Origin of the sequence: Nocardia cyriacigeorgica, from assembly GCF_005863245.1 — a bacterium.
GTDB classification, from domain to species: Bacteria; Actinomycetota; Actinomycetes; order Mycobacteriales; family Mycobacteriaceae; genus Nocardia; species Nocardia cyriacigeorgica_C.
Genome location: NZ_VBUT01000005.1, coordinates 133,645 through 146,447, shown reverse-complemented (window position 1 = coordinate 146,447; position 12,803 = coordinate 133,645). Strand labels below are relative to the sequence as shown.

At 68.7% G+C, this 12,803-nt stretch carries 11 protein-coding genes; 6 read left to right on the top strand and 5 right to left on the bottom strand.

Translation table 11 applies throughout. The features are described 5' to 3' along the window. Positions 1 to 41: 41 nt before the first annotated feature. The 3 genes from odhI to FEK34_RS13840 all read right to left on the bottom strand — a co-directional run bounded on the left by odhI (position 42) and on the right by FEK34_RS13840 (position 1,746). Positions 42 to 527 (bottom strand): oxoglutarate dehydrogenase inhibitor Odhl, encoded by a 486-nt coding sequence (gene odhI, locus FEK34_RS13850; RefSeq protein ID WP_014350794.1) that lies wholly within the window; start codon positions 525 to 527, stop codon positions 42 to 44. 166 nt (positions 528 to 693) lie between these two features. After that, positions 694 to 1,092: a glycine cleavage system protein GcvH gene (gene gcvH, locus FEK34_RS13845; RefSeq protein WP_138448283.1), complete on the bottom strand. Its 399-nt coding sequence runs from the start codon at positions 1,090 to 1,092 to the stop codon at positions 694 to 696. A 63-nt stretch (positions 1,093 to 1,155) separates the two neighbouring features. Continuing rightward, positions 1,156 to 1,746 carry a CDP-alcohol phosphatidyltransferase family protein gene (locus tag FEK34_RS13840; protein WP_138448578.1) on the bottom strand — a complete coding sequence of 197 codons (591 nt, stop codon included), beginning with the start codon at positions 1,744 to 1,746 and terminating at the stop codon, positions 1,156 to 1,158. A 193-nt stretch (positions 1,747 to 1,939) separates the two neighbouring features. Between FEK34_RS13840 and FEK34_RS13835 the strand changes: the two genes are divergently transcribed. From FEK34_RS13835 to FEK34_RS13825, 3 genes are all read left to right on the top strand, one after another. Further along, positions 1,940 to 3,349, top strand: a complete 1,410-nt coding sequence (locus tag FEK34_RS13835; protein ID WP_138448282.1) for a DUF2252 domain-containing protein — start codon at positions 1,940 to 1,942, stop codon at positions 3,347 to 3,349. Between the two features lie 134 nt (positions 3,350 to 3,483). Beyond that, a complete protein-coding gene (locus FEK34_RS13830) occupies positions 3,484 to 4,362 on the top strand; it encodes a nuclease-related domain-containing protein (RefSeq protein WP_249359128.1) in 879 nt (292 codons plus the stop codon). 34 nt (positions 4,363 to 4,396) lie between these two features. Next, entirely contained in the window at positions 4,397 to 5,086 is a 690-nt protein-coding gene (locus FEK34_RS13825; protein ID WP_138448280.1) for a phosphatase PAP2 family protein, read from the top strand. Positions 5,087 to 5,210: 124 nt separating this feature from the next. Here FEK34_RS13825 and FEK34_RS13820 read toward each other — a convergent pair whose 3' ends face one another. Further along, complete coding sequence (locus tag FEK34_RS13820) at positions 5,211 to 7,142, bottom strand: acyl-CoA dehydrogenase (RefSeq protein ID WP_138448279.1); 1,932 nt, start codon at positions 7,140 to 7,142, stop codon at positions 5,211 to 5,213. 167 nt (positions 7,143 to 7,309) lie between these two features. On the opposite strand from FEK34_RS13820, the gene FEK34_RS13815 reads away from it, so the two are divergent. The 3 genes from FEK34_RS13815 (at position 7,310) to FEK34_RS13805 (ending at position 12,080) form a co-directional block, all read left to right on the top strand. Further along, positions 7,310 to 8,872, top strand: a complete 1,563-nt coding sequence (locus tag FEK34_RS13815) for a threonine/serine ThrE exporter family protein (RefSeq protein ID WP_249357896.1) — start codon at positions 7,310 to 7,312, stop codon at positions 8,870 to 8,872. Positions 8,873 to 9,023: 151 nt separating this feature from the next. Further along, positions 9,024 to 9,707 (top strand): heme oxygenase (biliverdin-producing), encoded by a 684-nt coding sequence (locus FEK34_RS13810; protein WP_249359126.1) that lies wholly within the window; start codon positions 9,024 to 9,026, stop codon positions 9,705 to 9,707. Positions 9,708 to 10,049: 342 nt separating this feature from the next. Continuing rightward, the gene (locus FEK34_RS13805; protein WP_138448277.1) at positions 10,050 to 12,080 is read left to right on the top strand and encodes an SDR family oxidoreductase; all 2,031 of its coding nucleotides are present in this window, start codon (positions 10,050 to 10,052) and stop codon (positions 12,078 to 12,080) included. A 33-nt stretch (positions 12,081 to 12,113) separates the two neighbouring features. Here the strand turns inward: FEK34_RS13805 and FEK34_RS13800 are convergent, their stop codons facing one another. Next, positions 12,114 to 12,743 carry a cutinase family protein gene (locus tag FEK34_RS13800; RefSeq protein ID WP_249359123.1) on the bottom strand — a complete coding sequence of 210 codons (630 nt, stop codon included), beginning with the start codon at positions 12,741 to 12,743 and terminating at the stop codon, positions 12,114 to 12,116. Between the last annotated feature and the right edge of the window lie 60 nt (positions 12,744 to 12,803).

Sequence of the window (12,803 nt, the reverse complement as noted above, 5' to 3'; positions counted from 1 at the left end):
TCATGTGAGAGCGCCGATCACGTGTACCGGCGCACCGCCTGTCACAAGCTGCCCGCACCCGCCGCCGAATCGGAGGTCTGGGCGCGCGGGCCGGTGAGGAAGACCAGACGGAACTTGCCGATCTGGACCTCGTCACCGTTCTGCAGCTCGGAGGAATCCACCGGCTCGCGGTTGACGTAGGTGCCGTTGAGGCTGCCCACATCGACCACCTGGAAGGAATCCTCGTCCTGACGGAACTCGGCATGACGGCGGCTGACGGTCACGTCGTCGAGGAAGATGTCGCTGTCGGGGTGACGTCCGGCCGAAGTGGTCGGCTGGTCCAGCAGGAAACGCGAGCCCGCGTTCGGACCGCGCTTGACCACCAGCAGGGCCGCGCCGACGGGCAGTCCCTCGACACCCTGGACCGGCTGCTCGCCGGTCGCCTCTCCGGAGCGTGACGCGTCGACCTCGTTCAGGAAATCCGCGCGGAAGACCGACGTCGTCTCGGCCGCGGTCTCCCCGTAACCCGGGTCTTTGTTCTCGCTCACCGTTTCTCTCCTCCTCGAACCTGATAATCATGCAGGCAGCTGCTGCCTCGACCGCCGCGACCTCGAGTCGCGGCCGCACAACCCACCAGCGGCCGGCAGCACATCCGTTGGCATTGACCGTACCCTGCCGGGGCGGACCCGTGCAGGGAGAACTGGGAAGGCCGGGTCAGGCCCCGATAACTCCTTGATAACCTGCGGCATCGAGCAGTTCACCGAGTGCGGTGTCCAGCGCCGCGGCATCGCTCACCTCGAGCTCGAACAGCCACCCCGAACCGTAGGGGTCGGTGTTCAAGGTCTCCGGTGCGTTCTCCAATTCCTGGTTCGCCCCAACAACTTTCGCGTCCAGCGGAGCATAGATGTCGGAGACGCTCTTGGTCGATTCGACCTCCGCGATGCTGTCACCGGCCGCGACATCGGCGTCGACGGCAGGCAACTGAACGAACACGACGTCACCGAGCTGGGACTGGGCGTAGTCGGTGATGCCGACCCGGACCCTGGAGGGGCCGATCCGACGCACCCACTCGTGCTCTTCGGTGTAGCGCAGGTCCTCGGGCGTCTGGGTCACAAGGCATCCTTTCGTTGTGCACGGTGCACGCAACTCTATAGCGAGCGCCCACCCGGGCGCGGATCAGTGGTCGGTCCCGCGCGGGATCGCCCGTGCTACGGCGATGGCCTTCCCGGTGTAGAGAACCCCGGTCCAGACGTAGACCGCGGTGCCCCAGACCAGTAGTGCCCCGCCGAAGGCCCGCCCGAAACCATCGCCCACCCAGTCCATCTGCCCGGCCAGCAGCCACGGCAGCGCCGACATCAGCGCGAAGGTGGCGGCCTTGCCCAAATAGATGACCTCCGGCGGGTCCAGATCGCGGCGCCGGTACACCGACAGCGTCAGGGTCAGGATCAGGTCACGGCCGATCAGCAGGGCCGCCACCCACCACGGGATCAGCCCGCGGATCACGAAGGCGGCCAGGGTGGTCACCAGATACAGCCGGTCGACGAACGGATCGAGCAGGGCGCCCAGTTTCGAGGACTGGTCCAGCAGCCGGGCCAGTTTGCCGTCGAGGAAGTCGGTGACGCCGCTGACGACCAGCAGCGCGAAGGCCCACCCGTCGGCGTGTTCGACCAGCATCAGCCACAGGAACACCGGTACGCCGATCAGCCGCAGCACGCTCAGCGCGTTGGGCACGGTCAGGATGCGGTCGGCGAAGACGCCGCCGAACACCTGCCGCTCGGCACCCCGGCCGGATTCGGTCGTTCCTGATTCGCTTGTCACAGCCCGTGCATACCGCATCGGCGCCGTCACGCGCCATCCGGCCCGCACCTCGGGCAGCGCGTGGGCCCGGGCCGGGGCGCCGGCCCGCGACTCCCGTACCGGGCACCCGTACATGGCGCCGGAGTCGGTAGCGTACGCGGTGATGAGCAGTCGAATCGACCTCCGCAACCACGTCAGCGCCGACGACGCCCGCGCCCGCGGCGCGGCACTGCGCGAACAGGTGCCCTTCAGTGCCCGCGATCGCGAGGCCGCTGCCCCGGATCGTCCCGGCGTGCTTCCGTTCGTGGCGGCGAGCAACGCGGGCCGGTTGGCGCATCTGGTCCCGCTGCGCATCGGACGCATGACCACCTCGCCGTTCACCTTCTATCGCGGCGCCGCCGGGCTGATGGCCGCTGATCTGGCCGCCGGACCCGCCACCGGCCTCACCGCCCAGCTGTGTGGTGACGCCCACGCGGCCAACTTCGGCCTCTACGGCACCCCGCACGGCGACATCGTGATGGATATCAACGACTTCGACGAAACCGTGGCCGGGCCGTGGGAGTGGGATCTGGAGCGGCTGGCGGCGAGCCTGGTGCTGGCCGGGCGCGAGGGCGGCTCCAGCGAGGACGACTGCCGCGACGCCGCGCGCGACGCGGTGCGCTCCTATCGCCGCACCATCGCCGCACTGGCCGAGATGCCGTTCATGGAGTCCTGGACCGCCCTGCCCGATGAATCGATGATCGGCAAGGCCAAGGCCGACGATCTGCTCGACGACTTCAAGAAGGCCGCGAAGAAGGCTCGCAAGAACACCAGCGCCAAGGTGGTCGCCAAGTGGACCGAGCACCTCGACGATCACGAAACCGGTATCCGCAAGCAGCGTTTCGTCAACGACCCGCCGATTCTGACCCATGTCGACGAGGCGGTGGCCGAGGCCGCGATCGATGCGCTGGAGAACTACGCGGGCACGCTGCGGGAGTCCCGGCAGGGTCTGCTAGCACGATTCTCGGTGTCCGACATCGCGTTTCGCATCGTCGGCACAGGCAGTGTGGGCCTGCACAGCTATGTCGCGCTGCTGCACGGCAACGACGGCGAAGTGCTTGTGCTGCAACTGAAGCAGGCCAACCCGTCGGCGCTGACACCGTTCGTCGCGCCCGCCCCGCAGCGGCACGAGGGTGAGCGAATCGTGCAGGGCGCCAGGCTGGTTCAGGCCGAGACCGACATCCTGCTCGGCTGGACGAGCATGCGGGTGCCCGCGACCGCCGGGGAACCCGAACGGGAACTGCCGTTCGTGGTGCGCCAATTCCGCAACCTCAAGGGCGGAATCGACCCTGCCGAACTGGATTCGAAGGATCTCGACGATTACGGCAGGCTCGCCGGCGCACTGCTGGCCCGCGCCCACACCCGGTCGCTCGACCCGCGCGCCACCGCCGGATATCTCGGCGACGACGAACGTTTCGAGGAGGCGGTGGCCGATTTCGCGGTGCGCTACGCCGACCGCACCGAAGCCGACCACGCCGAGCTGGTCGAGGCGGTGCGGGCCGGGAAACTTCCGGCGGAGCCCGCGGACGGGTAGCCTTCTGACCGGCACCGCCGTCGTGCGCCTCGGACACAGCGCGGAGCCGCAAATCTCGGGTCGGCGCCGACCCGCCTCGTATCCTGTCCGGTACCGGGTGTCGACGTGAAGGGCGGTCGCCAATGCTCGTGCGAGTGCAGAACAGCGCAGGCACCAATGCCGAACGGGCATTGATCGACTGGTTGCGCACCTGGAAGGACCCCGGTAGCCCGCACGGCGTGGCCACCATCAATTGCAGCCTGTTCCATCAGGACACCCTGCATCAGTTCGACGCGGTGATCTGGACACCCACCAGCTGCGTGGTGATCGAGGCCGAGGCGCTGATGGCGCGCCAGGAGGGCGTGCTGCAGATCCCGCTCAACGGCGCGTGGACGGTCTCGGGTGAGCCCGCCGTGTGGGAGAACAAGGACCGGCGCACCCCGCTGGAACGCTCCCGCGATCACACCTTCGCGCTGCAGAACTGGCTGGCGGCCCGCGGGCTCGGCCAGCGCGCGGTGCACGGTGTGGCGCTGATCGTGCCGATGCGCGGCGCGCGGGTCCAGCTCGAACAGGCGTGGAGCGACCCCAGTTTCGACGCCATCCTCGGCGACGATCCGGAACGCCTGCGACACTACTTCGACACCCTGGCCCAGGCGGAGAACCATCTGTGGACCGCCAACGACGTCGCGGTGGCCTTCCGCGGGCTCGGCATTCTGCCGTACCTGCCCGCCCCACAGGAGTTGCTGAACGAGGGATTCCTCGGCCCCATCGACATCACGCTGTGGCACGGCGGCCCGGCACAGGCCCAGGCCGAGGCCTACGCCGAGGAGCTGGCGCAGGCCGAACGCGAGGCCGCCAAGGGGAAGGTGCTGCAAGCACCGTGGTACAGCCCGTGGAAGCTGTATCCGCCGGAGCGCGGCGACGTCGATTTCGGGCGCGCGTTCATGCGATCGACCTTGGCGGTCGGCATGGTCATCGCCGTCGCGTGGGTGCTGTGGATGGTCATCACCGCGATCCTCACCTACGGCCCGTAGGCGCTCGCCGGCGGCGGTGACTATCGTCGTTGCGGTGATCGCAGCACCCGGAACGGGCGAACCCGCCGCGCGTGGACCGGATACCGCACCCGACGCGCCGATGCCCGACCAATCCGGTTCGTGGGGGGCTGCCGCGCTCGCCGGCACGGTCACCGTCGCGGTTCCGCTGAGCTTCCCACCCGACGGCGGGCCGACCGGGCTCGATCAGCGCGTCGGCGAACCCATCAGCGCCGCCCTCGATCCACGGCCGTGGGTCGCCGAAGTGCTGGCGCTGGCGAGCAACACCTGGGTGGTGATCGCGTTGATGCTGGCCGGTGCCGCCTGGTTCGGCTGGCAGCAGCGCTGGTGGCGCGCCGCGAGCATGGTGGCGGTGCCGGAGGTCGCGGCCGGGCTCAATACCTGGGCGCTCAAACCGTTCTGGGGCCGGCCACTGCACGACTATCTCGCCTATCCAAGCGGGCACACCGTGCATCTGGTGGCAGTCGCGACGACGTTTCTGGTGCTGATCGAATCCACCAGGGCACGGCTGGTGATCGCCTGCTGCGCGGCGGTGGCGTGGGTATCGGCGGCGATCGGCATGATCGCCCTCGACTACCACCACGCCACCGACATCATCGGCGGAGCCGGTGCGGCCATCGCGCTGTCGGTGCTGCTGTGCTCGGCGATCGCGCAGGTACAGCGGCGTACGGCTCGGCCGGCTGACTACTGCCCGCCCCGGGGGTGACTACCGGACGCCGCGGGCAGATCCGGCCTGCTCGAGGGATGGCCGGACCTGAATCACCGCAGAACGTGACCACCCGCGCCGGATGAATCGCCTCCACTCGGCGCGGGCGGGGCTGCTCACTCGGTTACTGCCGTTCGTAGACGCTCGCGTCGTCGAGCATGGCCGCGCGCAGCATGGATTCCGGCACGCCCATCGCCTCGATGAGGGTCAGTGCGTCCGGGCGCAACCGGTCGACGAGTTCGTTGACTCCGCGCCGCACCGCCTTGCCCCGCTCCACCGACATGAACCGGTGCATGATGTACCAGGACAGATTCTCTTCGAGGGTGGCGTAGACGAACAGATCACACACCGTCTCCGCCAAGGCCCTGGCGTCCGGGTCCTCGATTCCGCTGATGCCCTCGATGAAGGCCTCGAGCACGAGCCGGTCGATATGGGCCGAACCCGCGGCGAGAATGTGGTCCTGTGCGTTGTTGAACGCCTCGAACGGGCTGGTCTCCTCGGCCCGTGCGCGCAGCCGGTGCCCCGCGGTGCGGACCAGATAGTCCTCGCGGTCGGCGAACAACTGCAGCTGGACCGCGCGCTTGGACAGATCGCCCTCGTCGACGGATTCGTCGCCGCGATCGCGCAGGGTCTGGATCAGCTGACGCACCCCCGAGCGCTTGCGCACCACGTCACCGGCCATGGTGGCGGCGAAGCGCACCCAGCCCAGCGCGTCCAGATCGCGCACCTCGTCGGAGTAGGCGGTCAGCAGTTCCTTGGCGACCAGCTGCGTCAAGACGACGTTGTCGCCTTCGAACGTGGTGAACACGTCGGTGTCGGCCTTGAGGGTGACCAGCCGGTTCTCGGTCAGGTAGCCCGCACCGCCGCAGGCTTCGCGGCATTCCTGGATCGCCCGGGTGGCGTGGCGGGTCTGGGCGACCTTGAGGCCTGCGGCCCGCTTCTCTAGTGCGCGCTGGGCACCCGGATCGAGGTCCTGGCCGGTCTGCACCAGATGCATGCGCCGCACCAGGTCGTTCTGCGCGAAGGCCAGCGCGTAGGAGCGCGCGATCAGCGGCAGCAGTCTGCGCTGATGATTGCGGTAGTCCAGCAGCAGGATCTCGCCGCCGTCGTCGGGGTCGCCGAATTGCCGCCGCTTCAGGGCGTACCTGCCGGCGATGCTGAGCGCCACGCGCGCGCCCGCCGCGGCGGCACCGCCCACACTGACTCGGCCGCGGACCAGGGTGCCGAGGGTGGTGAAGAAGCGGCGGCTGGGGTTCTCGATCTCGGAGCTGTAGGTGCCGTCGGGCGCGACGTCGGCGTAGCGGTTGAGCAGGTTCTCCCGGGGGACGCGCACGTGGTCGAAGACGATGCGGCCGTTGTCGACCCCGGGCAGGCCGCCCTTGAGACCGCAGTCGGAGGTGGTGACGCCGGGCAGGTCGTTGCCCTGCTCGTCGCGGATCGGCACCAGCAGGCAGTGCACGCCGTGATTGCCCGCCGGGGTGATGAGCTGCGCGAAAACCGCTGCCATGCGGGCGTGTTCGGCCGCGCCGCCGATGTAGTCCTTACGCGCCGACGGGGTCGGGGTGTGCACCACGAATTCCTGGGTCGCCGGATCGTAGGTCGCGGTGGTCTCGAGATTGGCGACGTCGCTGCCGTGGCCGGATTCGGTCATCGCGAAGCAGCCGAGCAGGTCCAGCGAGATCAGCTGCTTGATGAATTCGCGGTGCCGCTCGGTGCCGAGATTTTCCACGGCGCCGCCGAACAGGCCCCACTGCACGCCCGATTTCACCCACAGCGACAAGTCGGTGTAGGCCAGCATTTCCAGCCCGACGACCGCCGCACCCGGCTCGCCCGTGCCGCCGTTCTCCCTACGGAAGCCGCGCTCGGCCAAACCGAGCCCGGCCAGCGCCCGCATCTGCTCGAGGACCCTGGCCCGCGCCGCGCGGTAGTCGAGTTCGGGATCACCGGCGAACCGGTCCCCCGCCAGTTGATCCCTTGCCTGTTCCCGGACCTCGCCCCACGGTCCGTCCAGGGCTTCACGAAGGTGATCTGCCGTCGATGCGCTGCCGGTAGCCATGACCCGACCATAGCCGTATCCCTCGGCGACGGGCCGAAAGAACGCGGCGCGAGATCGGTCACCACGCCACGGTTCCGACCGACGGGCATCGCCGGTGACACGGCGCCTGCCTGCGGTTGCGGGTATCACGGTGCGCGGGTCCGGTCGGGGTGACTACCTTCACGGCTATGGCTATTGGCGCGCCCTCGGGAGGAGACATCGGCGAACCACGCGTCGAAGATTTCGCGGCGCGTGGTCCGCGACGGCGCAGAATTCTCCGGCTGCCCGTGGTGACGCAGGCCGTCGGACGGCTGGTCGGTGACCGGCAGGCGACGGCCGACACCATCGTCGCCGCCCCGACGCCGCTGCAGCCGATCGATCTCACCGACGACGCCAAGGTCGCCGAGGTGCTCGACCTCGCCGTGCGAATGGGGGAGGTGGTGCTCGCCTCCGGTACCTCGGTCAACGACACCACCACGACCGTCCGGTTCATCGCGGCCACCTACGGTCTGGCGCGCTGCGATGTCGACGTCACCTTCGACGCGATCCGCATCTGGGCCGACCGCGGCCGCTCGCTGCCTCCGGCCAGCAGCATGCGCATCGTGCACTACCGGGGCATGGATTTCACCCGGCTGGCGGCGGTGGACCGCTTGACCCGGCGTATCCGCACCCAGGTCGTCGACCCCGAGGACGCGCGTGCCGCTCTCGACGCCATCACCTCGGCACCGCATCCTTACCCGCGCTGGGTGGCGACCTTCGGCTGGTCGCTGCTTGCCGCCTCGATCGCGGTGCTGCTCGGCGCCGGCGCGCTGGTCGCGGTGATCAGCTTCGCCGCCACGGCGGCGATCGACCGCGTCAACCGGATTCTCAATCGATACGGGCTGCCCTTCTTCTTCCAGCACATGGCCGGCGGCGCGATCGCCGCCGCGCCCGCGATCGTGCTGGCTACGCTGGCCGAACCGCTCGGCATCGACGTCGACCCGTCGCTCATCATCGCGGCCGGTATCACCGTGTTGCTCAGTGGTCTGCAGTTGGTCGGTTCGGTGCAGGACGCCATCACCGGCAGCCCGATCACCGCGGCGGCCCGCATGCTCGAGGTGGTGATGATGACCGGCGGCATCGTCGCCGGGATCGCGCTGGCGTTGCGGGTGGGCCAGATTCTCGGGGCCACCTCACCGCCGCTGGATCTGACTCCCGCCCGGGTCTTCACCGATCTGCCGGTCAAGCTCCTCGCCGGTGCGGTGGCGGCGCTGGCCTACGCGCTGGCTTGTTACGCCGAGCGCCGGGCACTTGCCGCCGCTGCACTCAGCGGCGCGGTGGGCACGGTGGTCTTCCTGGTGGTTCAGCATGCCGGGTTCGGGCCGGTGGTGTCGTCCGGCGCCGCGGCCACGATCATCGGTCTCGCCGGTGGTCTGATGGCGCGTCGCGCGTTGACCCCGCCGTTGATCGTCGCGGTCGCCGGCATCACGCCGCTGCTGCCCGGTCTCAGCGTCTATCGCGGCCTGTACGGCACGCTCAACGATGAACTGCTGATCGGGGCCAATCAACTGCTGGCCGCGCTGGGTGTCGGGTGTGCGCTGGCCGCCGGTGTCACTCTCGGCGAATGGTTCGACCGGACGGTGGTGCGTCCGCCGGTGCTGCGCCGCTTCGGCAATCTGCGGCGGCCGATCGTGCGGCGCCGGCGCAGGCCCGTCGGGTTGCCGCCCTACCTGCGTAAGGAGATCCCGCCGTACCTGCGTAAGCAGAAGTGAGCCCATCGCGGGAAGATCGGTGAGCCGGTATCGTCGAAGCGATCGGCCCGCCGGAGCGCGGTCGTAGCATGGCGTCCCGGCTCGCGGCCGGTCGCGCGCCGACGGTTCCAGTGAGGGTGAGGTGGTTTCGGATATGTCGCACGGTCCGAATGTGTCGGAGACCGATCACGCCCCTGCGGAGCCGCTGCCGTTCTCGGTGCAGATCCGCAGCGCCACCGCCCGCCAGCACGAAGAGGCGGAGAATTCCTCGTTCATCTCCGACATGCTCGGCGGTGAACTGGGTGTCGAGTCCTACCTGCGCTACACCGGCCAGCTTTGGTTCATCTACCGCGCGCTGGAGGGCCGCTGGGACGCCTTGGCCGACGACCCGATCGCCGGGCCGTTCATCCGCCCCGAGCTGGCCCGCACGGCCGAACTCGAACGTGACCTCGCCCATCTGGCCGGGCCGGACTGGCGTGAGGGGCTGGAACCGCTGCCCGCCACCGCCGCCTATGCCGCACGCATCGACGAATGTGCGCGCGAGTGGCCGGGCGGCTATATCGCCCACCACTACACCCGCTATCTCGGCGACCTGTCGGGTGGACAGGTCATCCGCGGGACCGCCGAGAAGCTGTGGAATCTGCCGCATCGGGGTGACGGTGTGCGCTTCTATGTCTTCGACGGTGTCGGAAACCCGGCGGCGTTCAAACGCGAATACCGGGTGCTGCTGGATCGGATGCCGCTCGATGATCTGGAGCGGCGCCGCGTCCTGGACGAAGGTCAGCGGGCGTTCGCGATGAACACCGCGGTGTTCGAGGAACTGGCCGAGGAATTCCCGACGCGCCGGCCGTCCTGATCCACGCCGGGCACATTCAGACAAGCGACCAGTCGGGTCCGTTGCCGTTCCCGAACCGGTTATCTGTCACCCACAGTTTCATATTCCTTATCTGAAAACTGTTGTAACACACAAAATCCCCTCCGGGGCGGTCGTGACCATTCCCACAGCGACTCCCCGTCGATCCGGCTTGCTACCGACGGGTAACCCCGATTACTGTTCCGATCAGTCAGGACGAAGGTGTTCCTACTTTCGACCCGGCGAAATCTTTCGGGGGTCGAAATCTTCGATTGTCCGCATTCACCGCTGCATGCCGGACAGCTCTGTGCGACAACGGCTTCGAGTGAACAGCAGGGGTAGACAATGGTTTCTTTCATTGTGACAGGCGGTACCGGATTTCTGGGTCGTCGTGTCGTGCAAGGAATTCTGGACAAGGATCCGCAGGCACAGCTGCATGTGCTGGTGCGCGCCGAATCGCTGACGAAGTTCGAGGCGCTGGCCACCCGCTGGCGCGGCAGCGAACGGGTCCATCCGCTGGTCGGCGACCTCACCGCGGACGGCCTCGGACTCACCGAGCCCGCCCCCACCGCCGACCACATCATCCACCTCGGTGCCGTCTACGATATGACCGCCGACGAGGCCACCGCGCACGCGGCCAATGTGCGCGGCACGAATTCTGTTCTGGCACTGGCGAAACAACTCGACGCGGTGTTGCATCACGTTTCTTCGGTGGCGGTGGCCGGCGATCACCGCGGTCAGTTCTTCGAGGAGGATTTCGATCTCGGGCAACGACTGACCTCGCCCTACCATCGCACCAAGTTCGCCGCCGAGAAAATGGTGCGCGAATCCCAGGGTGTGCGCTGGCGGGTGTATCGGCCCGCGATCATCGTCGGCGATTCCCGCACCGGCGAAATGGACAAGATCGACGGTCCCTACTACTTCTTCCCCGCCATTGCCGCGCTCGGCGGGCTGCCCGCCGAATTGCCGCTGCCGCTGCCCGATCTCGGGGCGACCAACGTGGTTCCGGTCGACTACGTGGCCGCGGCCATGGTCGAACTGGTGCGCAGGCCGGGTCTGGACGGGCGCACCTTCCACCTGGTGAACCCGCGCCCGCAGCCGTTCGGTGAGATCTACGGCGCGCTCGCCGCCGCGGCCGGCGCGCCCTCGGGCGTTGGTCCGCTGCCCGGCAGCCGTGCCGCGTTGAATGGCCTCTCGCATCTACCCGGTGTGCCCGCGGTGCGCGATTTCCTGCTGGAACGGCTGGGAATTCCGGCCGCGGTCGCCCCGCACGTGTCGTTCTCGGCGGAGTTCGTCTCCGATTCCACCCGCGCGCTGCTGCGCGGGCTGTCGGTGCCGGAGTTCGACAGCTACGCGGGCCGGCTGTGGGAGTACTGGCGCGCCAACCTCGATCCGGATCGGCACCGGCCCGCCTCGTCCGAGGAGATCTTCACCGGCCGGGTCGTGCTCATCACCGGCGCGTCGTCGGGCATCGGGCTGGCCACCGCGCACGCTGTGGCACGTCGCGGTGCGACCGTGCTGATGGTGGCGCGTGGCCGCGCCGAGTTGGAGGCAGCGGCGGAGGCGGTGCGCGCCGACGGCGGTGACGCGCATGCCTATCCGTGCGATATCACCGATGCCGAGGCCGTCGACACGCTGGTCGCGACGATTCTCGCCGATCACGGCGGGGTCGACTACCTGGTGAACAATGCCGGCCGGTCGATCCGGCGATCGGTGGTCAACTCCACCGACCGGATGCACGATTTCGAACGGACCATGGCGGTCAACTATTTCGGTGCGGTGCGGCTGATCCTGGCGCTGCTGCCGTCGATGCGCGAGCGCCGCTTCGGCCACATCGTCAATATTTCCTCCATCGCGGTGCAGACGAAGGTGCCGCGCTTCGCCGCCTACGTCGCCAGCAAGTCGGCGCTGGACAATTTCAGTGAGATCGCCGCGGTGGAGAACCGCGACGCGGGTATCACGTTCACCTCGGTGCGGATGCCGCTGGTGCGCACCCCGATGATCGCGCCGACCGATCTGTACCGTTCACTGCCGGTCCCCGATCCGGCGCAAGCCGCCGCCATCGTGGTGCGCGCGCTGGTCGATCGGCCCGACCGGATCGACACGCCCGTCGGCACGTTCGCGCAGGCGGTGGAGCTGCTGATGCCGTCGGTCAAGCGCACCATCATGCACCAGGGGTACCGGATGTTCGGTGAGTCGAAGGCCGCCGCCGGAGTCGCGCCGCGGCCCGAGGGGCCCGGTGCGGCCACCGCCGATCAGCTCGCCGACAAGCCGCGCAGCCCGTTGGCGGCGTTGTCGCCGGTGCTGCTGCCGCTCATGGCGTTGCCGGGGCCTGCGGCACGAGTGGCCCGGGTCGTGCCCGGTCTGCACTGGTAGTTCGGTAGCGCAGAGCATGTGAGCCGCGAAGGCTCAGAGCATGTGAGCCGCGAAATCGGCTGCCGCGGCGATGGTGTCGCGGTAGCCGACGTGGGCGTCCGGGTTCATGGCGCCGAGCTCGCAGATCGGATCGCCCGGTGCGCAGAAGTTCCGGGTGCGGCCGGCATACGGGTCGGCGATGGACCAGGCATTGAGGCGTAGCGGATCACCGAACAGCAGCACCGCGGCGATCCGTGGCGCTATCGCCGGCGGCACCTGACGGATTCCCGGCATCAACGCCATGACTCCGGTGCCGAGCGCCCCATGCACCACCAGCGCGCCTTGCGAATATCCGGTGACGATGTATCGCTGGCCGGGGCATTGCGCGGAGCGGTGGACGAGGTGGTCGACCAGATCGGTGGTGCCGAGGCTCACCGACGCCGGATCGAGCAGGTCGGCGGGATAGCGCACCGCATAGGCTCCGACGCTGAGCGCCACCGTCCCGGTCACGGCGGCGTACAGCGGATCACCCACCACCGCACCGAGATTCCCCGGTTCATGGGTACCGCGTGCGACCACCAGCTCCACCGCCGCACAGCCGTCGGCGCGGGCAGTACCGCTCCAATATCCGATGGCGAGCGCAAGCAGCAGGCCCGCGAATAGTGTTGCCGCGTACCGCGTCATGGTCCGACCCCATTGTCCGGCCATCGTGATCACCGCCGTTCACACCCGAAAGTGCCTGCC